Raw genomic sequence first — 26,603 nt, forward strand, 5'->3', positions numbered from 1 at the left:
TAATGACACTGCGGACGGCAAACCTTATGTTTCTATTTATTTGAAGGAAAACAAAATAATGAAATTGAAGCGTTACAAAGGGTTTGCCGTATTGGTGCTGTTGGTCAGTCTGCTGGCTGGCTGTGATAAGCCAGCCAGAACAGACAATATATCGTCAGACAAGCCCGGTTATCCTAAAGAAATAACTACCGCATTGGGTACAGCGGTGATTCCACATCAACCCCAACGTGTTGTTGCCTTGGGTGCAGGAGCGGAAGATATCGTACTGGATCTTGGCATCGTTCCTGTCGGTATCGAATCCCACCGTTGGGGCGGGGATGAACAGGGCTATCTGCCGTGGTTTAAACAGGCGATACAACAGCGTGGCGAGACTTTGCCAACTGTGATAGATATGTACCCCGAATTAGACATTGAGAAGGTAATTAGTCTCAAACCGGATCTGATTGTGGCAACCCAATCAGGCATCACCCAAGAAATTTATGACCATTTATCATATTTCGCCCCAGTGATCGCTTATCCATCCGCCCCTTGGCTCACGACACCACAACAGCAGATTGAATTAATTGCTCGTGCGCTAGATAAACAGCCGCAAGGAGAGCAACTCGCTATTGAACTGGATGCCATATTACGCGAATCAGGTAATACTATCCCGCATATCAGTGGCTACACTTTCGCCTATATCAAAGCGGGTATCAGCAGTAACATGCTATCGGTATACGTCAAAGGCGATCCACGCGTCGATACCTTAGTCCATCTTGGTTTAACGCTACTGCCATCGGTCAGCACACTGGCCGATCCCTTCGGCAGTTTCGCCGCCAATATTGGACTGGAAAATGCGGATTATCTTAATGGCGCTGATATCTTAATAACCTGGTTCAATAATGAACAAGAACGTAAAGCAGTGGAAGCACAGCCGTTATTTCAATCCATCCGAGCTGTACATCAGGGAGGTTATATTCCGCTAACCGATCAATCATTGGTCGTTGCTATGTCTTACGGTACACCGCTTAGTTTGCGCTGGGGTTTATCACAATTTATACCGATTCTGGCAGAGGCAATTAAATCATCATGACAAATCCTAAACGCCGATTCTTACTGCTGCTTGGCTTAGGTCTCATGATACTACTGACCTTCATTTGTATTATTGCCAGCCTGAGTCTGGGCGCAAAAATGTTACCACTATCAACCATATGGCATCACTATTGGTTAGGTGACAGTGGTAGCTATAGCGATCTGGTCATCAATGCCCGCAAACCACGTACGTTAATTGGCATCATGGCCGGCGCAGCACTGGCGCTTTCCGGTGCCGTAACACAGGGATTGCTGCGTAATCCACTCGCCGAACCGGGTTTACTGGGCGTTAACGCTGGTGCTGCTGCGGTGGTCGTCAGTTTCTCTTTCATACCCATACTGAATGAACTTCCACGCTTCTGGACAGCATTTATTGGCGCAAGTCTAGCTACATTGCTGTTCTACCTGCTCAGTGGAGGACAACGTAATAACAATCCAGCACGCATGGTATTGACTGGTGCTGCCATTAACGCCTGTCTATTTGCTTTTGTGCAAGGTTTCGTATTAATGAATGCGCATGTACTGGATAGTTACCGCTTCTGGACTATTGGATCACTTAGCGCAATGTCTCTGGCGGAAGCGAGTTCACTGATACCCTATCTGTTATTCGCCTTGATATTGACTCTTTCACTCAGCTCTTCCCTGAATGTGATGGTGTTTGGTGAAAGCATCGCCAGTTCACTTGGCGCCAATGTTGCCCGCACCCGCGTGTTGTCGCTTATTACTGCTACTATGCTGGCGGCAGTGGCTACCGCTATGGCAGGCCCCATTGCCTTTATTGGCTTGGCTGCCCCCCACTTGATGCGGGCTTTAGTTGGCAGCGATTTCCGCTGGCTACTACCCTATTGCCTATTCGCCGGGCCTTGCCTGTTGCTCATTTCCGATATCCTGGCGCGGTTGGTGATAGCACCCGGGGAGATCATGGTGGGAATTATCACCGCAGGAATCGGTGGACCGTTGCTCTATCTGGTTATTAAAACCTATCGTGGAGTTAATTATGTCGCAGATTAACCTATCCAGACCGGCAAAAATTCGAACCTTCATGTTGGGAACTGCTGTTTTTCTTGTACCTCCACAACGGACCCAAAGAGCCATCTTATTGATATTGCTACTGCTTGCAGTGCTATTTTATCTCTCTCTAGCACTGGGTAAGCAAGGTATCGACAACCCCTGGCTAACAACTTCAACCCCTTATCAGGAATTTATTCTCACACAGCTACGTTTACCCCGCGCATTAGTGGCTATCGGGGCAGGCGCAACACTGGCACTCTCAGGTTCACTTTTTCAACTAACAACCCGTAACGCACTCGGTAGCCCCGATATTATCGGCGTGAATGCCGGTGCTGCCGCAGGGATCGTCACCACACTGATCATCTGGCCTGGCGTTTTCCCCGTTGCTTTAGGTGCGCTGCTAGGAGCCAGCTTCGCGGTACTACTGGTATACGCAGGAAACATTAGCGCCTCCGGACAAATGCAAACAACCAGAATTGTCATCTCTGGAATTGCTATCGCCGCCCTTTGTATGGCATTTGTTAATTTTGCTATCTCGAATGTGCGCCTTGAGCAGGCGCAACAACTTGCTTCGCTGCTGCACGGTAGCCTCGCCAACCGGCGCTGGCAAGATGTTGGGTTAATTTATGGAACGATGATACTGTTTGTTCCGCTTCTACTCTGGCTAGGACGGCAATTGAACTATGTTAATCTGGGCTATGAAGTTGCTAATACGCTCGGTGTACCCGTACGTATCATTCAGCTTATGAGTTTGTCACTGGCGGTCATACTGGCCTCAATGGCGGTACTGGTTGTCGGACCGGTGGCTTTTATCGCACTTTCTGCTCCACAAATCGCCCGCCGCTTAGTACGGGCCAAAGGCACCGCGCTGTTCTGCTCGGCACTGGTGGGAGCATTACTACTGCTCGCTTCCGATTTAATGACTTTGCTACTTCCTACTTCGGCACGTCTGCCAATAGGAGTTATCACCGCAGGGGTAGGCGGTGTCTATTTGATGTATTTGCTGTACGCTGAATTAAGGAGAACAAAGTCATGTCATTCGATATGAATTCCTCAACCACCGCCTCACGACTAACAGCCCAAGCGCTTTCGCTAGCATACGGCAAGAAAACGATTGTTGAGTGTCTGGATATTTCTATTCGTGATGGTGAATTCAGCGTCATCATTGGCCCAAATGGTTGTGGAAAATCGACACTACTACGCGCCATTAGCCGAGGTATAACTCCACAGCACGGCGAAATCCTGCTTGATGGGAACAATATTCAACATTACAAACCAAAAACGGTAGCACGTGAGCTATCTCTGCTAACACAAGGGGCAATCATCACCGAAGCGTTGACCGTATACGATTTGGTTTCACGTGGACGTTACGCTCATCAATCCTTTTTACGACAGTGGTCAGCAGAAGATGAGCGAGCAGTTAACGACGCTTTACATGCGGTCGAACTCCAGGAGATGTCGCAACGGTTAGTGAATGAGCTTTCCGGTGGTCAGCGCCAACGCGCTTGGTTTGCTATGACATTGGCACAACAAACACCCATTGTACTGTTAGATGAACCAACCACTTATCTGGACATCACCCATCAGATTGAAATGCTCGATCTTTGTCAACGTTTACATTTACAGGGAAAAACATTGGTGCTGGTACTACACGATATTAACCTGGCACTACGTTACGCCTCACATTTAATCATGATGAAAAATGGCAAAATTTACGCCGAAGGTGTGCCAGAAGAGATTATCAATGAGCAGAGTATCGCTGATGTGTTTGGTCTAGCCTGCCGTATTATTTGCGATCCAGAATCTGGTAAACCTTTAATTATCCCAAGATACAATCCTATCTGAACGGGAAATGAGCTGCCTATACCCTATGGATTTCAAGATGGATCGCGATGGCAAGGGAGCGAATCCCCGGGAGCATAGATAACTATGTGACCGAGGTGAGCGAGTGCAGCCAACAGAAAGAGGCAACTTGAAAGATGACGGGTATATAGTTTTGTCGTATTAACAAGCAAGCAATATAGGCGCTCAAAATATTTACCACTTGATAATAACAATGATAATAATAATAATTATCATAATTATATTTACAATGATTAGTCATATGTAAGATACTACAATCAGGTGGTATGAACATGTAAGCAGGGAGTTGGTGGTGTCAGAGACAAAGCATTCAATTACACCTTTAACCACAGTGGTAATTGAAGATATCATTCAGTTATTTGAACAAACGTTTAGCCATTTTTCTTCCACCATGAGAATAAATGCAGATAATATCCCTACTACTAGCATGAATTTCCCTCAGTGGTCAGACATAAGGAAATTTCCAGTATTAATTCAGCGCTATCAAGATGAATATTACGGTGACAATGATATAAAACCTAACCAGAAAGCCCTATATTCCTTATGGGCACAATGGTATTTTGGTCTAGTTATTCCCCCAATGATGTTAATGTTGCTGGAATATCCACAAGCAGTGGATACCCATTACAATCTTTTTCAGGTTGAATTCCATGATAGCGGTAGGCCAGATATTTTTTACTATAATTTGACCTGGCTGAATGAGGCTCCTTCATCATTACTCCATCGCCACTATTCTCTCTTGGAGCGCCATATTATTCCCGTATGCGAAAAGATTGAATCATATCAAGGGATAAATAGACGTCTCCTGTGGAATAATATTGGTTATCTTATGTATTGGTATCTTGCAGAATTCAGCTCAAGAATAAATAGCAAGTTATATCAAGAAATTATAAATGGTCTTTTTATGGAACCACAATTACCTGATGGTAGAGATAACCCCCTTTACCGTACTGTCATTTTACGGCATAACAATATGCAACGTCGCAGTTGTTGCCAGAGAAATAAACTACCTGGCGTCGGTAATTGCCATGATTGCCCTTTGGAATCCAAAGTAGAAAACAAACATTAACATTCTATTCTATAACTTTTAATTTTTATCTGCTTAGGTAGAAAGAGATTATTATGATTTAATCGCGCTATTATTCAACAGTTATTTACTCTAACCCAATATTACACATAATAAAATTAATTATGTTGGGAAATAACCAAATTACAACCTATATATGAAATAACAAGGACATATAATGTACGGAGATGCTCTGCTATTAAACCATCCACTCACGGAAGATAGTCATATAACGGAAAAAGATTTTTCCAGATATTTCTTAAATATGCATAGTGCTGGAGACTATCTTGATGACGCCTATAATGTCATTACCAGAATAAAGAAAATACTACAGCGGGTAGATAGACCTTTCAGTGGGATATTACCCCATGAACTATCCCCGCTATTTTCTAAAGTGAATTTAGATCTTCCTCTGACCTCGTTAAACCAGGCCTTAGATGAGCTACAGCAACTTTATCTTAAAGATGCTGTTTATTTTCATCATCCAAAATATGTTGCTCATCTTAATTGTCCACTGGTATTACCCGCTGTTCTGGCTGAAACCATTATTGGCGCGATTAATTCTTCACTGGATACCTGGGATCAAAGCGCTGGCGGGACACTAATAGAGCAAAAAGTTCTCGACTGGACACGAGATAAAATGGCATTAGGCACAAATGCCGATGGTATCTTTACTAGTGGCGGTACCCAATCAAATCTGATGGCAATACTACTTGCGCGGGACCACTTTTGTCACCAGCGCAATCCTGAACATAAAAATCAGCTACATGGTCTGCCGACAGATTTTCATAAACTACGTATTTTTACCTCGACAGTCAGCCACTTCAGTACACAAAAAGCCGCTGCTATCCTTGGTTTGGGATATAACGCCGTTATCTCTGTTCCTCATGACAGTGAGTTCCGCATGGACCCTCAAGCATTGAAACAAAGCATTAACCAATGCATCGAACAGGGCAACATTCCTTTTGCCATTGTTGCTACGACGGGTACCACAGATTTCGGCAGTATTGACCCACTTCATCCTATCGCGGCTATCGCCAAACAGTATGGTATCTGGTTACATGTGGATGCGGCATACGGATGCGGTTTACTGGTTTCGCCTCGCCGCGCTCATCTACTGGAAGGCATCAATTTAGCGGATTCTGTCACGGTGGATTACCATAAGTCATTCTTCCAACCCGTTAGTTGCAGTGCTTTCTTCGTCAAAAATAAGAAGCATTTATCCCATTTGACTTATCATGCCGAATATTTAAATCCACTCAGTGCGTTACAAGAAGGTACGCCCAATCTGGTCAATAAAAGTATCCAGACAACTCGTCGTTTTGATGCATTGAAAATGTGGCTGACATTACGAATTATGGGTGCAAAACGACTCGGACAAGCTTTTGATAAAGTGGTCGATACGGCTCAGGATGCCTATCGATTAATGGCACAGAATCCCTATTTTGAACTTATTCATTATCCAGAATTAAGTACTTTGGTTTTCCGTTTTATTCCTAAACAAAAATTACCTGATGCAGATATTGACGCCATCAATGCGGACATTCGTAAGGCACTATTCCGTGAAGGTAATACCGTTATTGCGGGTACCAAAGTCAATGGTAGACAATATCTGAAATTTACTTTCCTTAACCCGGCAACAAACCAGCAACATCTACAAGAAATTGTGCACAGCATCGTAATGCACGGAAACGATTTTCTGGCAACCCATAATAACAACTTATGAGATTAATACTGTTTACCAGGAGAAAATTTTATGACAACTCGCCCTTATGATTTTATCGCCATTGGAATAGGTCCTTTTAATCTCGGACTAGCATGTTTAACTCAGCCACTAAAAGATGTTCATAGCCTGTTCATTGATCAAAAACCGGGCTTTGATTGGCATCCGGGAATGATGCTAGAAAATTCCACCATGCAAACCCCTTTTATGTCAGATCTGGTGACTCTGGCATCACCCACTCATCCACTTAGCTTCCTTAATTACATCAAGCAAAAAGGGAGAATATACTCTTTTTATATCCGGGAAAGTTTTTTCCTGATGCGTAAGGAATACAACCAATATTGCCAGTGGGCGACAGAACAATTATCTAATCTACGCTTTAACACACGCGTTGACAGCATTAGCCATGATGAACATGCCTCGCTGTATACATTACATTGTTCAGATACGCTAACTGGGCAACAACACCAATTTGTTTGTAAAAAATTGGTATTGGGTACCGGACCTGCACCTTATATTCCAAAGTGTTGCCAACCCTTCTCTGATCAGATGGTGACATCGGGTAATTACTTGAAGAACAAAGAAGCTTTACAACAAAAGCAATCTATTACTGTTCTGGGTAGTGGACAAAGTGCCGCAGAGATTTTCTACGATTTGCTCAGTGATATTGATAAATTCGATTATCAACTTAATTGGCTTACCCGTTCGCCACGTTTTTTCCCGCTGGAATATACCAAGCTGACACTAGAAATGACGTCACCAGAATATGTAGATTATTTCTATAGTCTCCCGGGCGAAAAACGTGATGCATTAAATTTGTCCCACAAGCAGCTTTATAAAGGTATCAATAGTTCATTAATCAACGATATTTTCGATTTAATGTACACCAAAAGGTTAAATGGTAAGTTAAACGTCAATTTATATACCAATAGTGAATTACAACAAGTTAGCCATGCCCAAAATGGCCGCGACCTAACATTGGCGTTATTCCAACACGAACAGGAGCAACCATTTTCTCTGGACACCGAAGGAGTCGTTCTGGCTACCGGCTTTCAGTATCAAATCCCGACTTTTATTGAAGGTATACATCACCTTATCCGTTGGGATGAGAAAGGGCGTTATGGTGTACAGCGTAATTACAGTATCGATCAGAACAATACCATTTTCATACAGAATGTGGAGTTACATACCCACGGTTTTGTCACGCCAGATCTGGGAATGGCCTGTTATCGCAACTCCTGCCTGATTCATGAAATTACCGGTATTGAACATTATCCGATTGAGAAAAGTATCGCTTTCCAGCAGTTCAGCGTTGACACCGAAGGAGTATGCTAATGTCCGTCTTTAATCCTACACTGTTTGAAAAATCCTTGCCTGAAATAGGTACCTTCGCATTACGTTCACTGGATCTGGAACAGGACATTCCCATATTAACTGACTGGGTTAACCGGGATTACGCCCATTATTGGGGAATGCAAAACAATACTGAGAAACAAGTATGGGAATTTTATTATAATTTAGAATCCAGCCATCCGGGCAGTGTCTTTATTGGAATATATCGGGGGCAACCTACTTTTCTATTAGAGTGTTATCGTGCACAAGATGATCTGATTGGAAAATATTATCCGGCACACCCAGATGATATGGGAATGCATATTCTGGTTGCACCACCGCAAGAAAAAATAAGGCATTTCACCTGGGGAATTTTCCAAACCATCATGGCCTTTATTTTTAGTGATCCTACTGTGGCTCGCATTGTGGTTGAACCTGATATACGTAATGAGAAAATTCACAAGCTTAATCTACGGGCTGGTTTTGCTTATCAGAAGGCATTGGTATTACCGAATAAAACAGCCAAGTTGGCCTTTTGCACCAGAGAACAACATCAGATTGCGTTACAGCGGGAACATCAAGCGACAACATCAACCCACTCAGGCTCATTGATGACAAATGCCATGCACTTGCAACCGGCGGTCTGGCTGAAAGTTAATCGTCTGCACTTGTGTAAAGCGATTTCTGAATTTTCACATGAATGTTTACTCGTGCCTCAACAGTTAACTGAAAAAGCAGATAGTGATGGATATCACCATTACCGTTTGGATAACGCTGACCCTCTGGTCAGCTATACTTTCCGGGCACGGCGTATGGCACTGGATCACTGGCTGATTGATGCCGATTCGTTACAGAAAAATGCCAACGGAGAAGAAAAAGCACTCGATTCCTTGCTATTCATTATTGAGTTCAAACAACAAATTGGCATCAGTGATGTCGTAATGCCTACCTATCTGGAAGAAATTACCAGTACTCTCTATAGCAGTGCTTTTAAGCATAACAGAATCGGTATCAGTGCAATGGATCTCGTGAATACTGATTTTCAGGCGCTGGAAGGGGAGATGATGGAGGGACATCCCTCTTTCGTCGCCAACAATGGCCGGATTGGTTTTGATATTGGTGATTTCCAGAACTTTAGTCCCGAAGCCGCCTCTGCTATGCATTTAATATGGTTGGCCGCACATAAGAGCAAGGCACACTTTGCTTGCATCGAGCAACTCAATTATCAACAGTTGCTGGAACAAGAGCTAGGCACAACCACAGTAGCTGAATTTAACCGGCAGTTAATCGCGCTTAACCTTAATCCAGAAGACTATTTCCTGATGCCAGTTCACCCCTGGCAATGGCAGAACAAACTGGCATCGGTGTTTGCTCCTGATATTGCTAATCAGAAATTGGTCTATCTTGGTATTGGTGCTGATACCTATCAGGCACAACAGTCAATCCGTACCCTATTCAATCGCACTCATCCTCAGCGATATTATGTAAAAATGGCATTGTCCATTCTAAATATGGGATTCATGCGCGGTTTATCACCTTATTATATGGCGACGACGCCAGGCATTAACGACTGGCTATTCGATCTGGTAACACAAGATCCCATCTTGCAACATTATCGTTTTAAAATTCTACGAGAAGTCGCCAGTGTTGGATTCAAAAACAGCTATTACGAGCAAGCAATCAGTAGTGATACGCCTTATAAAAAAATGATGGCGGCACTGTGGCGAGAAAACCCACTGCAACTAATTGAACCTGGGCAACAAGTGATGACGATGGCTGCGTTACTGCACAGTGATCAGCAAGGGAATGCCCTGTTGCCTGCATTAATTTCAGCCTCCGGCCTACCTACTCAGGAATGGTTACGTCGCTATTTAGAGAGTTATCTTGCGCCACTGTTACACTGTTTGTACGCTTATGATCTGATGTTTATGCCACACGGCGAAAATATCATCATGGTATTGGAAAACCATGTTCCACAGCACATCTTCATGAAAGATTTAGCGGAAGAGATTCTGGTCATGAATCCCGACGCCGATTTACCGGAAAAAGCGCGTCGAGTCAAAGTAGACATGCCCGAAGATATGAAAACACTAACTATCTTATCTGATGTGTTTGACGGTATATTCCGCTATCTGGCTGCAATACTGGATGAACAGGGTGACTATTCACAGGATCTTTTCTGGCAGGCCGTAGCAGATTGTATTTTAAGCTATCAGCACAACCATCCTGAATTGAGTGAGCAATTTGTACGTTACGATCTATTTACACCAGAGATTAAACGCTGCTGTCTAAACCGCCTGCAAATAGCGAATAACCGTCAGATGCTTGATTTAGCTGATCCGGCTCAAAGTTTACAGTTTGCTGATAACCTGATTAACCCAATTGCCAAATTTGGTCATTCGTAAAATAGAGCTATCAATGAGCATGGAGAATGGTGAGTAACATGCTCACTACTCTATTAAGGCGGTGCTGCTACAGTACTGCCTTCTTTATTTGCATAATTTACCTATGCACGTAATTTCAGTGGATTAAATTCCAGCACCGGTATTATTTTCCGTTTCAACTTACCTATAGTTGTATTCAATTATGCTATTCAGATTATTGCCAAACATTCCTTAAAGCTGGCAAGATTAGCAATAAAAGCATAATATTAACAAGTCATTAACCATATAAAGTCATATTGGTAACATATACCTTTGATTTAGGAATAAAACTAAATGTCTACAACGCTATTAACCCTGGAAGAAGCCCGGCAAGTGATTGGTCATGCTTTTGTTCACGATATGCCTTTTAACCAATTATTAGGACTTGAACTGATTCGGTTTGAACAAGATTACGTAGAAATACAATTCCGTAACCAAAGTAAATTAGTAGGAAATATCGCACAAAAAATTTTACATGGTGGTGTCATTGCCTCAGTGCTGGACGTATGTGGTGGATTGGTCTGTATCGGTAACGCCTTGACCCGTCTGGTGCCCGCATCATTAGAAGAATTAGAAAAACGATTATCAATAATGGGAACAATTGATTTGCGGGTGGATTATCTACGCCCCGGTCGTGGTGAATTATTTACCGCCACCAGTAGTATTATCCGCAATGGCAACAAAGTTTCTGTTGCCAGAGCAGAACTACATAATGAGCAGAGAGCCCATATCGCCAGTGTAACGGCGACCTATTTGGTAGGATGACAATATAATTTTAATCGCTTGCGTAATATTCAGCCCGGTGACATATTATTTTCACGTTAACGGGCTAAAAACCCATGACACTCTTTCCACCTTTATTAACATCAGGACAATATGAACAAGCCACAAACTACCAAAGGAGTACTGTACGCCTTCGGTGCCTGTTTTATCTGGGGAATCGCACCAATTTATTTTAAACATATCCAGCAAGTACCTGCTGACGAAATCCTGACCCATCGTATTATTTGGTCATTTTTCTTTATGTTGCTACTGCTAACATTGACTCGTCACTGGTCACAGGTAGTCAAAGTTTTTCATCAACCTAAAAAAGTGCTATTACTGGCAGTGACGGCCACTGTCGTTGCCTGTAACTGGCTGATTTACATCTGGGCGGTAAATCACGGCCATATGCTGGAAGCCAGCCTGGGTTATTTCATTAGTCCACTGGTTAACGTTTTGTTTGGTATGCTGTTTTTGAGTGAGCGTTTCCGCCGCATGCAATGGGCGGCGGTTATTCTGGCCTTCACCGGCGTGTTAATCCAATTATGGCAATTTGGTTCTATACCGGTTATTGGATTAAGTTTGGCTGTGACTTTTGCCCTGTATGCCCTGCTGCGAAAGAAGATGAATGTTGATGCTCAAACAGGCATGACGATTGAAACACTGTGGTTACTGCCAGTTGCCGCCATTTACCTATTTGGTTTTGCCAACAGCCCAACCAGTGATCTAAGTAATAACTCAGCAACTCTCAATTTATTTCTGATTGCCGCGGGCATTATTACTACTGTGCCATTACTGTTATACACAGAAGCCGCTGCCCACCTGCGTCTATCTACACTCGGATTCTTTCAGTATGTCGGCCCAACGCTGATGTTCTTGCTAGCAACCTTGGTTTATGGTGAACACATAGGCACTGACCGTCTGATTACTTTCGGTTTTATCTGGGCTGCATTAGTGCTGTTTACACTGGATGCCGTGTATACACAACGTAGATCGCAGAGATAGCACAATAATGAAAATAACCATCAGATTAGCCAATACAACTGAACAGATCGCACTTGAAGCTCTGCAATTACGGGCGTCTCTTATGTGGGAAGAAGATAGAGAATTATTACTAGCAAATCCCCACATGATACAACTGCCTATAGAGCATATTGAAGCAGGGTATGTTTATGTTGCAGAACAAGCTAGCGTAATTCTAGGGTTCAGTGTTGTATTGCCTCAATCTGATGGAAATGCTGAACTTGATGGATTATTTGTTGAACCAACCTTTTGGCATCAAGGCATTGGCAAGCAATTGGTGCAAATCACATTGAATGATCTTCATATATACCCTATGGATTTCATGATGCATCGCGGCGGAAAGGGAGCGAATCCCCAGGAGCATAGATAACTATGTGACCGGGGTGAGTGAGTGCAGCCAACAAAGAGGCAACTTGAAAGATGACGGGTATAAAAGGCAAAGCATCATTACAGGTGCTAGCTAATCCGCAAGCAGAAGGGTTTTATATTGCCCTTGGCTTTAAACACTTGGGAAAAGAATATACTCAATTAGGAATAGCGATTCGTATGATTAAGTACATCCTGTAAAATAATCTAATTCTATTTTATATATTAATGCCTTTCTCGTTACATCTATTTTATCTTTAATAATCAAATACTTTTTTCAAAAAATATTTTTATTTAACTCATCCTACTTTCACATTTAATATAAAACTGTAGAATTAAGGTTAATAAAATTTCAATTAAAAAAATTAAAATTTAGATTATATTAAAGATAGAAAACAATAATAAAAACTTCTTTTAAAACGAAAATTACTCCAAGTTATATATTCAATCATAGATTATATAAATCATATAGAACTAGCATTTAAGCATTTAAGCATTTAAGCATTTAAGCATTTAAGCATTTAAGCATTTAAGCATTTAAGCATTTAAGCATTTAAGCATTTAAGCATTTAAGCATTTAAGCATTTAAGCATTTAAGCATTTAAGCATTTAAGCATTTAAGCATTTAAGCATTTAAGCATTCTATAATAATGTTAAGATTGTTTCCACTCAATAATCAATATTTTAAAATAATAATAAAACCCAATACTGCACAAAAATATTATTAACGTATTAACGTATTAACGTATTAACGTATTAACGTATTAACGTATTAACGTATTATTTTCATATCTCTATTATAGCCGCTATAATACAATTATTACAGCAGCTATATATTAAAGCCAGTTCTTCCGCTTAAAATAGAGATACGGTGCAAGGCCGGCCGCAATCATTAAACCAATTGCGCCCGGATAACCAAATGTCCAGTGTAACTCCGGCATAAATTCAAAGTTCATACCATAACTGGAAGCCACCAGCGTTGGCGGCAGGAATACCACAGAGACAACCGAGAAGATTTTGATAATTCGACTCTGTTCAATATTGATAAAACCCATTGCCGCCTGCATCAAGAAATTAACTTTTTGAAACAAAGATTCATTATGTGGCAACAGTGATTCAATATCCCGCAAGATTTCACGGGCCTGCTCTAGTTGAGCTCCCGGCAAACGGGCCCGTCGCACCAAGAAGTTAAGCGCACGCTGTGTATCCATAAGACATAAGCGAACCTTCCAGCTAATATCTTCCTGTTCAGCAAGACTGGACAAGGCAATATCAAACTCATCACCCTGTTTCCCTTCCATAATGACCCGGCTCAGGGATTCCAGCACGCTGTAAATATTTTCGATGACATCAGCCAACTGTTCAATCTTGGTTTCAAACAGATCCATCAGCACTTCATAAGCATTACCATCGACTAATGTCTGATTACGAGCACGCATACGATACAATCGGAACGCAGGGAGCTCCCGCTCTCGCAACGTATAGAGACGACCATCACGAATAGTAAATGCAACTGTTGCGTTGCCAGCATGGTCTTCCGCGTCTTCAAAGTAAAAAAACGAGTGGACGTGTATCCCGTCTTCATCTTCAAAAAAACGCGCCGACGCCTCAATGTCATCCAGTTCCGGTCGGGTTGCCAGAATTTGGCCTAATTCATTTTGAACTTGCAGCCTGTCTTGTTCTTCCGGCTCAACCAAATCTACCCATAAGGAATCAGATAACTTTTCTCCCTCTTCAAATTCAAGACGGAGCAGGCGATTATTCTCTAACTTAAATGCGCTCAGCATGTATCATAAGTCTCCTTTACTCCCTACGTGATCGTAAGGCGCGAATGTTACGCTTAGAAGAAAAAGCCTGTCAACATTCAACCTGGATATTATTTTCAGACCATTTCAAGTCTGGCATAAGCAGCAACCAGCCACTTAATCCCTTCCCCTTGAAACGCGATTTGCAATCGGCTATTTTCACCACTCCCCTCCATATTGACAATGGTTCCTTCACCAAATTTAGGATGACGAACACGTTGCCCAAGAGCATAACCGCTATCATTGGAGCTAATTGGTGTACCTAACCGACTATGGCTAACTGGACGAGATACTGTCGCACGTAACCGAACTTCTTCAATACATTCTGACGGCAGTTCCCCAATAAAACGAGATGGCCGATGATAAACCTCTTTGCCATATAAACGACGACTTTCGGCATAAGTGATGGTCAGCTTTTCCATTGCACGTGTCAGCCCCACATAAGCCAAACGACGCTCCTCTTCCAAACGTCCACCTTCTTCAATCGACATCTGGCTTGGGAACATGCCTTCTTCCATGCCAACAATAAATACCTGTGGGAATTCCAGTCCTTTAGCCGAATGTAATGTCATCAGTTGCACCGAATCTTGATAGGCATCGGCCTGCCCTTCTCCCGATTCCAGCGCGGCATGGGAAAGAAACGCCTGCAATGGCGTAAAATCTTCATCCTCTTCCTGATAGCTAAACTGGCGAGTCGCCGTGACAAGCTCTTCAAGGTTTTCAATACGCGCCTGCGCTTTTTCACCTTTTTCCTGCTGATACATTGCCCGCAGGCCAGAATCACGGATAACCCTGTCAGTCTGAACATGCAATGGCATATCTTCAGTTTCTGTCGATAATGCGTCAATCAGTTCAATAAAACGCTGTAAGGAAGCAGCGGCACGCCCAGCCAGCACTTTCTCTTGAAGCAATATCTGACAACAGTCCCACAACGTTTGCTGCCGTTCACGTGCCGCTTGGCGCACAATATCTAAAGTTCTGTCACCAATACCACGGGTAGGCGTATTCACCACACGTTCAAACGCCGCGTCATCATGACGATTGGCAATCAAACGCAGGTAAGCCAGTGCATCTTTAATTTCCTGACGTTCAAAGAATCGTTGACCGCCATAAATACGGTATGGCATTGATACCTGTAACAGCGCCTCTTCCAGTACACGGGACTGAGCGTTGCTGCGGTAAAGTATGGCACAGTTTTTCAGGGCACCACCATTTTCAAGCCAGTTTTTTATCCGGCCGACCACATAACGGGCTTCATCCAGTTCATTAAATGCACAATAAAGGGAGATGGGCTCACCCTCTATACCATCAGTCCACAGATTTTTACCCAGACGATCACTGTTATTGGCAATCAGTGTATTGGCAACTTTCAAAATATTACTGGTGGAACGGTAATTCTGCTCCAAACGGATAGTTTCAGCGCCGGGAAAATCTTTCAGAAAACGCTGAATATTCTCAACTTGAGCCCCACGCCAACCATAAATAGATTGATCATCATCCCCGACAATCATCACTTTGCCTGTTTCCCCTGCCAACAGATGGATCCAAGCATATTGAATACTGTTAGTGTCCTGAAACTCATCCACTAGAATATTAGTAAAGCGACCACGGTAATGTTGCAGGATCTGAGGTTTATTCAGCCACAACTCATGAGCTCGCAGTAAAAGCTCAGCAAAATCCACTAGCCCAGCCCGATCACAAGCCTCCTGGTAAGCCTGATAAATTTTCTGCCATGTCGCCTCAACAGGGTTGCCATAACTTTCAATATGCCGTGGCCGCAATCCTTCATCTTTTTTACCATTGATGTACCACATGCCTTGACGAACTGGCCATTGTTTATCATCCAGATTCATCGCTTTGATAATGCGTTTAAGCAGGCGATTTTGATCTTCACTGTCAAGAATCTGAAAATCCTGTGGCAAATTAGCATCCAGATGATGGGCTCGTAACAAACGATGAGCCAAACCGTGAAACGTACCAATCCACATTCCACCTTGACTGGTACCGATCAAGTTTTCAATCCGATGACGCATCTCCGCAGCCGCTTTATTGGTGAAGGTCACGGCCATAATGGAAAATGGCGAAGCTTTCTCCACCGATAACAACCAAGCAATTCGGTGTACCAGAACCCGGGTTTTACCACTCCCCGCGCCAGCTAATACCAACATATTAGTCCGCGGAGCAGCTACAGCTTCCCGTTGTTTGTCATTCAGACTTTCGAGCAGATAGGAGACGTCCATAGTTACCATCAATTGATTAGACAGCGCCCAGAGGTTGCTGTGTTTTTATACAGAATAATTTCTCGATTATATCAATGCTGTCAAAGAAGCCAAATCGTAAATCTCAATGTGAGGCAGTAGGCAGCTTTCCATCGTCTGCAATAATTTTTTATTCTTAGTATTCATCCAGCAAGCTTGCATACCACTACGCAGTGCCCCTGCCACATCAGTATTCAAGTCATCACCGACATGTAAGATTTGCCCAAGCGCTAAACCCAGACGATCCGCAGCCAAACAGTACATATCGCTGCAAGGTTTTGAACGCCCATCAGGGCCAGCTTTCAGCACAAATTTAAAATAAGGGGCAAGACCACAAGCAGCGGGTTCCGCATTGCCATTAGTAATGGCTACTAGTGGCATCTGTTCAGCAAGTGCCGCCAGGGTCTTATGTGTTGATTCAGGAATATCAATCCGATTACGCCAGAGGGTGAAATGCGCCATGACATCATCTGCCCCCCGATCAGCATCTTCACGGCTAAAACCGTAATGGCAAAACATCAACTTTGAAGAGTGCCAGCGCCATAAAGTCATGTCATGACAAATTTCAGGATACTGCTCAAGTGTCAATTCACGGAAAGCACATAGATCCTGATGATTAAGATGACTGAACCTAGGATCATACCGCCGTACAAAATTCAGTACTTCCTCTTCCGTTTTATCCATAACTGGATGATTATCATACAGCGTATCATCCAGATCAAATGTCATCGCTAACACTGGCGCAAGAGGCCGATAAAAACGCATTACGATTTCCCCCGTTTGGCTCTGGGATGGGCTACATCATACACTTTTGTCAAATGCTGGAAATCCAAATGAGTATAGATTTGTGTGGAGGATAGGCTGGCATGACCAAGTAATTCCTGAACTGCGCGCAAATCACCACTGGATTCCAGAATATGAGTGGCAAAAGAGTGGCGCAATTTATGAGGATGAATATGACTACTCATTCCCTGGCGTATTCCCCACTGAGCAAACCGTTTTTGTACATTACGGGTTGATATCCGCCGCCCACTCTTTGAGACAAAAACGGCATTATCCTCCGGCTCGAATAGTTCCCGCATTGCCAACCAACGATTAAGCCATTCAACCGCGGTATGTCCCAAAGGCACCTTCCGCTCTTTACTGCCTTTACCTGAAACCCATACTTCTCCACTTTCAAGCTCCAGATGCTGGCAATCAAGGCTCACCAACTCCGACAAACGTAATCCAGCACCATACATCACTTCCAACATCGTCCGGTCACGCACCGATAATGGATCATTAAAATTGATATTCAGCAACTGGTTCACTTCATCCACATCGATATTTTTCGGCAAGTGACGCTTGGTTCCCGGCATGCTGACGGTTTTACTCGGGTTAACGGAAATATCCCCTTGAGTCACCAGCCAATCAAGGAAACTACGCAAGGAAGATAAACGCAACGCCAAGCTAGCTGACTGTAAGCCAGCCCGACGACTACGTGTTACCAACATCCTCACTTTCACTGGATCAAGATCTTTCCATTGGCTGACACCCATTTCTAAAACCATCTCAGCCAATGTGGCAAGCTGGCGACGATAATTGATGATAGTCACTGGACTTAACCGACGCTCTACCCTGAGATACCGCAAAAATGCCTCAATCGGCTCCAGTAACCGGTCAATTTCCTGCATCATATTCGTTTAATCCAACGAGACAATATATCCGGCAATAACTTAGCCAGATGCTCAAGCATGTCAGTTCCCATGTCTTCTTGATAATGTTGATGATTCCGACTGTTAAATATCACCATACCCAGTTCGCCCCTCGTTCCCAGTAGGGAGACGGCAACCGAACCGACATGCTGAACTTGCGGCAACAACAATAGAATTTCCGGCCCATTTAGCATACCGAGATAGTGGTTTTTATTACCAAAACGCTGAATACGGATTGGTTCAAAAGCATTGCGAGAAAGTGCTAAATCAGGCGCATCAAGTGGTGCACCAATATGCCATTTATCATTGAAAAGACGGATACTGGCACTATTTAGTCCCATATTCTTAGCCCATAAACTTAACCGACTAAGCATATCTTGCAAACTCTCTGCCGCAACCAAATTAACAAGTAATTTAAGCAACTGCTCAAACAGTTGTTCATTCACTCTAGCCTGCTCCATGAGCAGAGTTATATCTTCTTCCAGATAAGCAATCCGCGCTCTCTGGCGGCTCATATACCATTCAACCAAAGAAACCGTTTCTCGTACCGGATGAGGAACCCGCATCTGTTCAACGACACATGCATTACGGATAAAGAAATTGGGGTTTTCCAATAAATAATCCACAACAGTCTGATCATCAAGTATGCCATTGATGTTTAACTGCTCTTCTTTTTTCTCCATCTCCAATGCCCCGCAGCTCAAAACAGAATCGATTACAGATGAATTGTACCATCATAAACATGCGTCGCCGGTCCCGTCATATAGAGCGGTTTTCCCGGCCCATCCCAACAGATAAACAGTGAACCTCCCGGCAAATCTACCCGAACGTGATTGTCGAGCAATTGCTGCTGAATACCTACTGCGACCGCTGCACAAGCACCACTGCCACAAGCTTGGGTTTCCCCAACGCCACGTTCATAAACCCGTAAGCAGATATGACCACGGTTTAAAATTTGCATGAAACCAATATTCGCCCGTTCAGGAAATCTTTCGTGGCTTTCCAAAGCTGGCCCTAAAATATCTACTTCGGCCGTTTCCACGTCTGACACTTGAATCACACAATGAGGATTCCCCATAGAGACAACACCACAAAGAACGGTTCTCTCTACTACCCGTAAAATATAGGTTTTTTCCGCCCTTAACGCACGAAATGGTACATGATGCGGCTCAAATTCAGGTTCCCCCATATTAACGCAAACCTGATCATCATTGGTGATGCTCAGCATCATCCGCCCCGATTGCGTGCTGACTTTAATATCACGCTTATTAATTAATCCCTTAAGACGGACAAAACGGGCAAAACAACGCGCTCCATTGCCACACTGCGCAACTTCACTGCCGTCAGCATTAAAAATACGATAGTGAAAATCCATATCCGGATCATAAGGTGCTTCAACAATTAATAATTGATCGAAGCCCACACCAGTATGTCTATCTGCCAAACGGCAGATCAATTCTGGTGAGAAATAAACATTTTGGGTCACGGCATCAACGACCATAAAGTCATTACCTAGACCATGCATTTTGGAGAACTGCATATAATGCTCCACCGTAAACCGTAGCTACTGACTATCGGCTTATCTCGCTTATTTCTGAGAGGTGCTATCCACTTTCTGCCCTTGCTGCCCTTGCTGCCCAGTATTTGGGGAAATCTGAGACGCAGTTGTCGCCTTCTCTGTCGATGGTTGTTCTGGAGGAAAATAGAGAGGACCTTTCAGTCCACAGCCGGAAAGTACAAATAGGGTTATGATAGCCAGAAATCCGCGTAATTTTTTCTTCATTGCATTAATGCCTGTAATTCATACGTCAATATTCTCTATAATCGCAGTTAGACCTCGAAAAGCAAATAGGAAATGAAGATGAACGACAGTGAATTTCACCAGTTAGCTGACCAACTGATGCTTTATATCGAAGGGCAGTTAGATAATTATGATGGCAATGCTGATATCGACTGTGAAACCAATGGCGGCGTCATGACCCTGAGCTTTGATAATGACAGCAAAATTATTATCAATCGCCAGGAACCTTTCCATCAAATCTGGTTGGCAACCAAAGGCGGTGGTTATCATTTTGATTACAAAGAAGGTCAGTGGATTTGTGACCGCAGTGGTGACAATTTTTTAACCATGCTAGCACACGCCATCACCGAACAAAGTGGCGAACAGTTCAGTTTTCCATAATTGAACCCTACCCCGCATCGCGGGGTAAATCAGTAATGTGACATAAAACGATAAGGTTCTGGCTGCTCTTCATTTTCCCCATCATGAGCCACACACAAATGTGAAAAAGATGATTCACTAAATGGAATCACCTGAATCTGGCCTTTCATTTGCACAATCTGATAAAACTGTGGCAAGTTAAAGTTGATAAAACTTGATCCGTAGGTAAACCGATCATGAGATGAAGAATAAAACCGACTGACGTCACGTACCAATTCTTCCTTACTTCCCTCACAATGAGAATAAATTTCCACCCGGTTGGTTTCATCCAGAATATAAATATTAAAACCTTGATTATCTGGCGTATTTTCGAAGAAAAATTGAATAATGCCCTCACTGGCAAAGCCATCAACCACCGCGGGCAAATGTGTCTCTTTGGTATTAATTTTCACCGGCAACCCATGCAATTTGTTATTAGAAATTGCCCCATAGAATTCCACGGCATTTTCCAATTTCTGCACAGATACGTTAAGACGTTCAAAGAATAGCCCCCAAGTCTGGCCGGCAATACGTAATGCTTTAAAACGACCAGGGTCCTGACGATTGCTGGATAAACGTAATTCAATACATTCAGATACCAGTTGCTGGATCCGGGTTCGGATAAGCCCTCGTAAATGTTCGCTGTAACAGAACACTTCAACAGCCGCTGGCGGTGCAGCATCTTGATGCATTTTACCCAGTATGGTCTTCAACGCTTCCAGCACAGATTGCCCACCACTAAAGTGTAAAGTCCTCACTTCATTCCATGAATTACGATAAAGTAAGTCAATGCTTTCCACCAAACACTGTTGCGATTCACCAAAACTGAATACATCAAGCTTACGGAAATCAAAATGTACAACCTGATTGGAAAATTCAGCGGTCGGATCTTTCTCCAGATTGACAATAATTGCCAAATGGCGAATTTCACATGGGCTATAGAGTGCTTTCGGTGTCGGTGATGGTAGACGGATGGGAAAATGGGTAGAAATATCATTAATCAATTCATATAGCTTCAGCTCATCACATTGAGTTTCGCCATGATGAATATGGATACACGATTTTTCTGTTAATAAACCGTTAAAGTAGGTCCACGACACCAGTTTATTGAGATAACGATTATATTCCAGAGGTTGATGACCAATGATCGATCCAATAACCGGAGCCTGATTGTAGAGATACCAACCGCTACGGTTCGCACGTCCTTGAGGGACATAAATAAATGTTAAATTTTTCTCTGATAGGTCTGGCGAAATTTGCGGATTAACCAGCGTTACTTTCCCTGGCAATGCTTCAAACGCAGCATAAAGTTTACGCGTCAGCACACCAATATCCTGTGGACTGGCACTGACACTCAGATTATTACGGCGAGCAAAACGGATAAGATTACGATAGCTCTGCATCATGGTATCGAGCAGTTCATTATGCGCATCACGAACCTGTTCAATTTTCCATGAGTTGCGGTTATCCAAAATTTTCAATCGTTCTGGATCCCATTTCCACTCATAGACCAATTGGGTCAAAACCTGACGTCGCCAGCCAATGCAGCCTTTATCATCTTGATTTAGAGAGAGCTTTTCACAAACTTTTAAATAAAAACATCGACGTATTAGATCTAAACGGGTCGTATCATTAATTTCTATCAGATAACGGGTAACACGCTCAAGCATCATGCTGTATGCATCAAGGCCAAAGGAGACTATTTCACCCGCATGTAGGCGCTGTTTCATCTCCATTGCCAGTAACTTACCATTGGGATATTCCCAAGAATAGGCTTCCAGTAACAAGCTTTTTAATACGGCTTTATAAGGGGAATCGATACTTTTGTAGAGTTGCCATAAGCTAGCACCAAAGTACTCTTCAGCAGATAGTTCACCCAATCCACCGAGATCAAGCCACTCATTTGGCGTCAGAACACCTTGCGCATAAAGCGATAAAACATATTCATCATAATGGCGTTCTTCTTCTACGGGCACCATTTCCCATAACAAACGCTTACCCGCCATACGTACAGCGGTACGATAAAATTCATCAAGTAACAGAATATGCTGAGTAGAACCGCAGTCCTCACCACCGAGGCTACCACTCGCATTATGGCGAAAGCGGTTTTCATCAATAAGAAAAAAATTGACTTCAATACTAAGCGCTGCCGCCCACTGTTCAATAAGCGTACACTTACGTTGCAGCAAAAGGCGCTCATCATTATCAAGCCATGACTGATGACATACCCAGATATCCAAATCAGAACAACCGCTCTGCCCGATTGATGAAGTACTGCCCATTGAGTAAATACCGGTAATAGGAAGTTCACCATTGGCAGGCTGTTCTATGAAGTGATCTAATTTATTTTCTAAATCATTAAGATAAGATTTTTGTGCTTCATCATGCACGAAAAAACATACGCCATAGGGAACATTACCGTTAATGTAACCTGGCATCATCGGATGATGATAATGCAATAATACTGGCAGTAAACTGTATACCTGTTTAAATTCCGCACTCATGGCGGTAGAGGCGCGTTCTAACCTGAGTTGGTTTATCGCATCCAGTCTCTGCTTCAGTGTTTCGATATAAAGGTACAAGACGTCTCGCCCGATTGAGTTCCAGTGCCCAGATAAATCCCCCGTTTCCGGCTGTTATAGCTCGATGGAATTATTTAGAATGATTTTTACCAATTTATTACCGGAAACGTGATCAATTTAACACCTTGTCGATAAACCGTAAAGTCAGTAAAGCAATTGAATTCGATGCCTTATCGTACAGAAAATCAAATAATACATTGTTATATATGGGAATAATCAAAAAACCCATACCGTTTATACTTTCTTATACGAAAGAAATTTTCTCTACCCATTTTTTCAAGTTAATGCGCGTAATACCTTGTTATCATCAACCCTATAAAAATGACTCCGTTGGCTATATTTTAATTAATGATTTTTTCCATTAGGAATTCTTTAATTACAGAAATAATTTACTTGAAAAGTTAATTCATAATTAAATCAATCTATTTTTATAGATATCAAAATAATTTAAAAGTTAAAATTTATTTTATGCTTTAACATAACTGGCATCTCTTCTTCTCAGCCTCCTAGCTGGAAAAAAAAGTGATGAAGTGTTAAAACGAGTGCTATGTTTTTCATTTATATGACGCCTGAAAAGCCTGAGAAATACAAACATCTATGTCAACTAAAACCATCCGCATCGCAACCCGACAAAGCCCTCTAGCCATGTGGCAGGCGCTGTATGTTCAACAAAAACTACAACAATGTCACCCAGATTTGGAAGTTCAACTGGTTCCGATGGTAACCCAGGGCGATATTATTCTGGACACGCCTCTAGCAAAAATTGGAGGAAAAGGGCTATTTGTCAAAGAGTTAGAATTAGCTCTACTTGAAGGCCGAGCCGATATCGCCGTCCATTCAATGAAAGACGTCCCGATCTCTTTTCCTGAGGGGCTAGGTCTGGTCACTATTTGTGAACGTGATGATCCACGTGATGCTTTCGTCTCCGTGAAATATCACTCTCTTGATGAATTGCCAACAGGCAGCATCGTTGGCACATCAAGTTTACGCCGCCAGTGTCAACTCCGTGAATTACGTCCTGATCTGATTGTCCGTGACCTTCGGGGCAATGTTGGAACCCGTCTGAACAAGTTGGATAATGGTCACTATGATGCAATTATCCTCGCCGTCGCAGGATTGAAAAGGTTAAAACTGCATGAGCGTATCCGTACGCCATTGACGGCAGAACAATCATTACCTGCCGTTGGTCAAGGCGCGGTAGGAATTGAATGCCGCCTCGACGACCAACAAACACAAACTCTGTTAGCACCATTAAACCACTATGATACAGAAGTTTGTGTTCTTGCCGAACGTGCGATGAATACCCGGCTGGAAGGAGGCTGCCAAGTACCAATAGGTAGCTATGCTATCTGGCAGGACGGGAAAATCTGGTTACGGGCATTAGTTGGCGCACCTGATGGTAGCGTTATTATTCGCGGTGAGAGAACGGCTTTCCCAAAAGATGCCTGCCAGGCAGGGGTTGAATTGGCAGAAGAGTTGTTGGAACGGGGAGCACGGGAAATTCTAACCAAAGTTTATCGAGGAAATCCCTCCACATGAGTATTCTGGTGACTCGCCCTGCTCCTGCCGGAGAGGAACTAGTCAGAAAGTTACAGGCTGCGGGAAAAACAGCTTTCAGCGCACCTTTAATCAATATTCACCCAGGTTCAGAGCTGCCACAGCTAGCTGAGAAGCTTAACCATCTAAATACCTGTGATATGGTATTTCTATTGTCAAAAAATGCAGTTTATTATGCAAACTCTCAGTTAAATAAAATTAATCTTTCATGGCCCAACAAGCTGATTTATTATGCTATCGGCAGATCAACCGCTCTGGCTTTTCATCAACTAACGGATATGAATGTTATCTGGTCATCAGAGGGTGAGACCAGCGAAATTTTGCTAAAACTACCATCACTACATCAGGTTGAAAATAAACAAGCTTTGCTGCTCAGAGGAAATGGCGGACGTGAACTTATTGCCCGGACGCTGACAGAAAGAGGCGCCACAGTTAATTATTGTGAATGTTATTTCCGCGAGCCAGTAGACTACCCGGCAGCAGAATTCAGTGCCCACTGGCAAAAGTATGGAGTACAAACTTTAGTTGTAACCAGTGGCGAAATACTGCAACTATTATATAACTTAATACCTGAAAGTGATCGAAACAGGTGGTTATTGCATTGCCACCTGATTGTGGTAAGCGAGCGTCTTGCACATACCGCCCGGAACTTGGGCTGGCAGGATGTTAAAGTTGCAAAAAGTGCAGATAACGATGCCTTAATTCAGGCACTAGAATAAACTGACATGGGATGCCCACTATGACGGAGCAAAAACAGTCCGCCGAGACAGTTGAACAAACAAAAACTACGGTTGAAAACTTGCAACAGCTCGAAACCGCGCCTCAAAAGCAAGAACGTTCTGGTACGCTAAAAAACATTATTGCTATTGCAATCATGCTGGCAATCGGTGGCGGTCTTTATTATTACGGACAGCAACAAAGCCATTTATTGAGTGCAGAGAACCATGAGCTACGCCAACAACTGGAATCACTGAAACAACAGCAATCACAGGATAAACAGCATATTGAAGCGCTGTTTAAAGAACAATCACAGACTTTAAGCCATTTCGCCGCACAAAATGATCAGCTAGATAATAGCCTACAAGAGTTACAAGCCAAAATCTCTGCGTTATCCAGCTCTGATGTAAAAAGCTGGCTACTGGCACAAGCTGATTTTCTGGTCAAAATGGCAGGCCGGAAATTATGGAATGATCAAGATGTAGTCACCGCCGCTGCTCTGCTGAAAAATGCAGATGCCAGTCTCTCTGAAATGAATGATCCAAGCCTGATTGAAATCCGTCGTGCAATTACACAAGACATCAGTACATTATCTGCCATTGGTCAGATTGATTTTGACGGCATTATCCTGCGAGTTAATCAGCTTTCTAACCAAGTAGATAACCTGCGTCTGGCTGACAATACAACCGATGGTTCGCCAATGGACGAAGATAATGATGAATTAACCGGTACATTATCTGAATGGCGCCAGAATCTGAGCAAAAGCTGGAAGAGTTTCATGGATAATTTCATTACCATCCGTCGCCGGGATACCGCAGCAGAGCCATTACTGGCACCAAATCAAGATATCTATCTACGAGAGAATATCCGAGCCCGTCTGTTGATTGCCGCCCAAGCAATACCGCGTCATCAAGGTGAAGTTTTTAAACAATCACTGGAAACGGTTTCAACTTGGGTTAGAGCTTACTTTGATATCAATGATCCCAATACCAAAGCATTCCTGGAAGAAATTGATTCATTAAGCCAGCAGCCTGTCTCCATCACTGCGCCAGACCACCTTTCAAGCCAGCCTTTACTGGAAAAACTGATGCAAACCCGGGTTCGCAGCCTACTTTCCCAATCTTCTGAAACCAATCAGGAGGGTTAAGTT

General features: G+C 43.1%; 23 protein-coding genes. 15 read left to right on the top strand and 8 right to left on the bottom strand.

What is annotated here, in order from left to right; translation table 11 throughout:
* The first annotated feature begins 58 nt into the window (after positions 1-58).
* The 11 genes from CKY02_RS04150 to CKY02_RS04200 all read left to right on the top strand — a co-directional run bounded on the left by CKY02_RS04150 (position 59) and on the right by CKY02_RS04200 (position 12,644).
* Positions 59-1,072, top strand: a complete 1,014-nt coding sequence (locus CKY02_RS04150; protein ID WP_112894330.1) for an iron-siderophore ABC transporter substrate-binding protein — start codon at positions 59-61, stop codon at positions 1,070-1,072.
* Positions 1,069-2,082 (top strand): FecCD family ABC transporter permease, encoded by a 1,014-nt coding sequence (locus CKY02_RS04155; RefSeq protein WP_112894331.1) that lies wholly within the window; start codon positions 1,069-1,071, stop codon positions 2,080-2,082. The genes CKY02_RS04150 and CKY02_RS04155 overlap by 4 nt, the downstream gene beginning before the upstream one ends.
* Positions 2,069-3,130, top strand: coding sequence for a FecCD family ABC transporter permease (locus CKY02_RS04160; RefSeq protein WP_112894332.1), 1,062 nt, complete (start codon positions 2,069-2,071; stop codon positions 3,128-3,130). The genes CKY02_RS04155 and CKY02_RS04160 overlap by 14 nt, the downstream gene beginning before the upstream one ends.
* Entirely contained in the window at positions 3,115-3,927 is an 813-nt protein-coding gene (locus CKY02_RS04165; RefSeq protein ID WP_112877262.1) for an ABC transporter ATP-binding protein, read from the top strand. The genes CKY02_RS04160 and CKY02_RS04165 overlap by 16 nt, the downstream gene beginning before the upstream one ends.
* A gap of 310 nt (positions 3,928-4,237) precedes the next feature.
* Positions 4,238-5,014, top strand: a complete 777-nt coding sequence (gene fhuF / locus CKY02_RS04170) for a siderophore-iron reductase FhuF (protein ID WP_167405263.1) — start codon at positions 4,238-4,240, stop codon at positions 5,012-5,014.
* Between the two features lie 175 nt (positions 5,015-5,189).
* Entirely contained in the window at positions 5,190-6,737 is a 1,548-nt protein-coding gene (locus tag CKY02_RS04175; RefSeq protein ID WP_112894334.1) for a pyridoxal phosphate-dependent decarboxylase family protein, read from the top strand.
* A gap of 30 nt (positions 6,738-6,767) precedes the next feature.
* Complete coding sequence (locus CKY02_RS04180; protein ID WP_112894335.1) at positions 6,768-8,069, top strand: lysine N(6)-hydroxylase/L-ornithine N(5)-oxygenase family protein; 1,302 nt, start codon at positions 6,768-6,770, stop codon at positions 8,067-8,069.
* Positions 8,069-10,471 (top strand): GNAT family N-acetyltransferase, encoded by a 2,403-nt coding sequence (locus CKY02_RS04185; protein ID WP_112894336.1) that lies wholly within the window; start codon positions 8,069-8,071, stop codon positions 10,469-10,471. The genes CKY02_RS04180 and CKY02_RS04185 overlap by 1 nt, the downstream gene beginning before the upstream one ends.
* Before the next feature lie 312 nt (positions 10,472-10,783).
* Positions 10,784-11,254, top strand: coding sequence for a thioesterase family protein (locus CKY02_RS04190; RefSeq protein WP_036782681.1), 471 nt, complete (start codon positions 10,784-10,786; stop codon positions 11,252-11,254).
* Between the two features lie 111 nt (positions 11,255-11,365).
* On the top strand, positions 11,366-12,256 hold the full coding sequence (gene rarD, locus CKY02_RS04195; RefSeq protein ID WP_112894337.1) for an EamA family transporter RarD: 891 nt from the start codon (positions 11,366-11,368) through the stop codon (positions 12,254-12,256).
* 7 nt (positions 12,257-12,263) lie between these two features.
* A complete protein-coding gene (locus tag CKY02_RS04200) occupies positions 12,264-12,644 on the top strand; it encodes a GNAT family N-acetyltransferase (protein WP_162120222.1) in 381 nt (126 codons plus the stop codon).
* Positions 12,645-13,476: 832 nt separating this feature from the next.
* Here CKY02_RS04200 and corA read toward each other — a convergent pair.
* The 7 genes from corA to lptM all read right to left on the bottom strand — a co-directional run bounded on the left by corA (position 13,477) and on the right by lptM (position 20,180).
* A complete protein-coding gene (corA, locus tag CKY02_RS04205) occupies positions 13,477-14,427 on the bottom strand; it encodes a magnesium/cobalt transporter CorA (RefSeq protein WP_112877284.1) in 951 nt (316 codons plus the stop codon).
* Positions 14,428-14,522: 95 nt separating this feature from the next.
* Positions 14,523-16,685 carry a DNA helicase II gene (uvrD, locus tag CKY02_RS04210; protein WP_476641906.1) on the bottom strand — a complete coding sequence of 721 codons (2,163 nt, stop codon included), beginning with the start codon at positions 16,683-16,685 and terminating at the stop codon, positions 14,523-14,525.
* Positions 16,686-16,751: 66 nt separating this feature from the next.
* Positions 16,752-17,468 carry a 5-amino-6-(5-phospho-D-ribitylamino)uracil phosphatase YigB gene (yigB, locus tag CKY02_RS04215; RefSeq protein WP_112877286.1) on the bottom strand — a complete coding sequence of 239 codons (717 nt, stop codon included), beginning with the start codon at positions 17,466-17,468 and terminating at the stop codon, positions 16,752-16,754.
* Positions 17,468-18,376, bottom strand: coding sequence for a tyrosine recombinase XerC (xerC, locus tag CKY02_RS04220; protein WP_193493042.1), 909 nt, complete (start codon positions 18,374-18,376; stop codon positions 17,468-17,470). The genes yigB and xerC overlap by 1 nt, the downstream gene beginning before the upstream one ends.
* Positions 18,376-19,080: a DUF484 domain-containing protein gene (locus CKY02_RS04225; protein ID WP_112894341.1), complete on the bottom strand. Its 705-nt coding sequence runs from the start codon at positions 19,078-19,080 to the stop codon at positions 18,376-18,378. The genes xerC and CKY02_RS04225 overlap by 1 nt, the downstream gene beginning before the upstream one ends.
* Positions 19,081-19,112: 32 nt before the next feature.
* A complete protein-coding gene (gene dapF / locus CKY02_RS04230; protein WP_112894342.1) occupies positions 19,113-19,937 on the bottom strand; it encodes a diaminopimelate epimerase in 825 nt (274 codons plus the stop codon).
* A gap of 48 nt (positions 19,938-19,985) precedes the next feature.
* Positions 19,986-20,180, bottom strand: coding sequence for an LPS translocon maturation chaperone LptM (gene lptM, locus CKY02_RS04235; RefSeq protein WP_112894343.1), 195 nt, complete (start codon positions 20,178-20,180; stop codon positions 19,986-19,988).
* A 78-nt stretch (positions 20,181-20,258) separates the two neighbouring features.
* On the opposite strand from lptM, the gene cyaY reads away from it, so the two are divergent.
* Positions 20,259-20,579, top strand: a complete 321-nt coding sequence (cyaY, locus tag CKY02_RS04240) for an iron donor protein CyaY (protein WP_112894344.1) — start codon at positions 20,259-20,261, stop codon at positions 20,577-20,579.
* 29 nt (positions 20,580-20,608) lie between these two features.
* On the opposite strand, the gene CKY02_RS04245 is transcribed toward cyaY, so the two are convergent.
* Positions 20,609-23,179 (bottom strand): class I adenylate cyclase, encoded by a 2,571-nt coding sequence (locus CKY02_RS04245; RefSeq protein WP_112894345.1) that lies wholly within the window; start codon positions 23,177-23,179, stop codon positions 20,609-20,611.
* A gap of 597 nt (positions 23,180-23,776) precedes the next feature.
* On the opposite strand from CKY02_RS04245, the gene hemC reads away from it, so the two are divergent.
* Genes hemC through hemX form a run of 3 tightly spaced genes read left to right on the top strand, consistent with a single transcriptional unit; the run spans position 23,777 to position 26,600 of the window.
* On the top strand, positions 23,777-24,718 hold the full coding sequence (gene hemC / locus CKY02_RS04250; RefSeq protein ID WP_112894346.1) for a hydroxymethylbilane synthase: 942 nt from the start codon (positions 23,777-23,779) through the stop codon (positions 24,716-24,718).
* Entirely contained in the window at positions 24,715-25,455 is a 741-nt protein-coding gene (gene hemD / locus CKY02_RS04255) for a uroporphyrinogen-III synthase (RefSeq protein WP_112894347.1), read from the top strand. The genes hemC and hemD overlap by 4 nt, the downstream gene beginning before the upstream one ends.
* Positions 25,456-25,475: 20 nt before the next feature.
* A complete protein-coding gene (gene hemX / locus CKY02_RS04260; RefSeq protein ID WP_112894348.1) occupies positions 25,476-26,600 on the top strand; it encodes a uroporphyrinogen-III C-methyltransferase in 1,125 nt (374 codons plus the stop codon).
* Positions 26,601-26,603: the final 3 nt, after the last annotated feature.

This window comes from Photorhabdus bodei (assembly GCF_003287735.1).
GTDB classification, from domain to species: Bacteria; Pseudomonadota; Gammaproteobacteria; order Enterobacterales; family Enterobacteriaceae; genus Photorhabdus; species Photorhabdus kayaii.

What these genes read in the sequence shown, in the direction of transcription:
- CKY02_RS04150 (WP_112894330.1), top strand. Translation starts at nt 59, where the DNA reads ATGAAATTGAAGCGTTACAAAGGGTTTGCCGTATTGGTGCTGTTGGTC.
- CKY02_RS04155 (WP_112894331.1), top strand. Translation starts at nt 1,069, where the DNA reads ATGACAAATCCTAAACGCCGATTCTTACTGCTGCTTGGCTTAGGTCTC.
- CKY02_RS04160 (WP_112894332.1), top strand. Translation starts at nt 2,069, where the DNA reads ATGTCGCAGATTAACCTATCCAGACCGGCAAAAATTCGAACCTTCATG.
- CKY02_RS04165 (WP_112877262.1), top strand. Translation starts at nt 3,115, where the DNA reads ATGTCATTCGATATGAATTCCTCAACCACCGCCTCACGACTAACAGCC.
- CKY02_RS04175 (WP_112894334.1), top strand. Translation starts at nt 5,190, where the DNA reads ATGTACGGAGATGCTCTGCTATTAAACCATCCACTCACGGAAGATAGT.
- CKY02_RS04180 (WP_112894335.1), top strand. Translation starts at nt 6,768, where the DNA reads ATGACAACTCGCCCTTATGATTTTATCGCCATTGGAATAGGTCCTTTT.
- CKY02_RS04185 (WP_112894336.1), top strand. Translation starts at nt 8,069, where the DNA reads ATGTCCGTCTTTAATCCTACACTGTTTGAAAAATCCTTGCCTGAAATA.
- CKY02_RS04190 (WP_036782681.1), top strand. Translation starts at nt 10,784, where the DNA reads ATGTCTACAACGCTATTAACCCTGGAAGAAGCCCGGCAAGTGATTGGT.
- rarD (WP_112894337.1), top strand. Translation starts at nt 11,366, where the DNA reads ATGAACAAGCCACAAACTACCAAAGGAGTACTGTACGCCTTCGGTGCC.
- CKY02_RS04200 (WP_162120222.1), top strand. Translation starts at nt 12,264, where the DNA reads ATGAAAATAACCATCAGATTAGCCAATACAACTGAACAGATCGCACTT.
- corA (WP_112877284.1), bottom strand. Translation starts at nt 14,427, where the DNA reads ATGCTGAGCGCATTTAAGTTAGAGAATAATCGCCTGCTCCGTCTTGAA.
- uvrD (WP_476641906.1), bottom strand. Translation starts at nt 16,685, where the DNA reads ATGGACGTCTCCTATCTGCTCGAAAGTCTGAATGACAAACAACGGGAA.
- yigB (WP_112877286.1), bottom strand. Translation starts at nt 17,468, where the DNA reads ATGCGTTTTTATCGGCCTCTTGCGCCAGTGTTAGCGATGACATTTGAT.
- xerC (WP_193493042.1), bottom strand. Translation starts at nt 18,376, where the DNA reads ATGCAGGAAATTGACCGGTTACTGGAGCCGATTGAGGCATTTTTGCGG.
- CKY02_RS04225 (WP_112894341.1), bottom strand. Translation starts at nt 19,080, where the DNA reads ATGGAGAAAAAAGAAGAGCAGTTAAACATCAATGGCATACTTGATGAT.
- dapF (WP_112894342.1), bottom strand. Translation starts at nt 19,937, where the DNA reads ATGCAGTTCTCCAAAATGCATGGTCTAGGTAATGACTTTATGGTCGTT.
- lptM (WP_112894343.1), bottom strand. Translation starts at nt 20,180, where the DNA reads ATGAAGAAAAAATTACGCGGATTTCTGGCTATCATAACCCTATTTGTA.
- cyaY (WP_112894344.1), top strand. Translation starts at nt 20,259, where the DNA reads ATGAACGACAGTGAATTTCACCAGTTAGCTGACCAACTGATGCTTTAT.
- hemC (WP_112894346.1), top strand. Translation starts at nt 23,777, where the DNA reads ATGTCAACTAAAACCATCCGCATCGCAACCCGACAAAGCCCTCTAGCC.
- hemD (WP_112894347.1), top strand. Translation starts at nt 24,715, where the DNA reads ATGAGTATTCTGGTGACTCGCCCTGCTCCTGCCGGAGAGGAACTAGTC.
- hemX (WP_112894348.1), top strand. Translation starts at nt 25,476, where the DNA reads ATGACGGAGCAAAAACAGTCCGCCGAGACAGTTGAACAAACAAAAACT.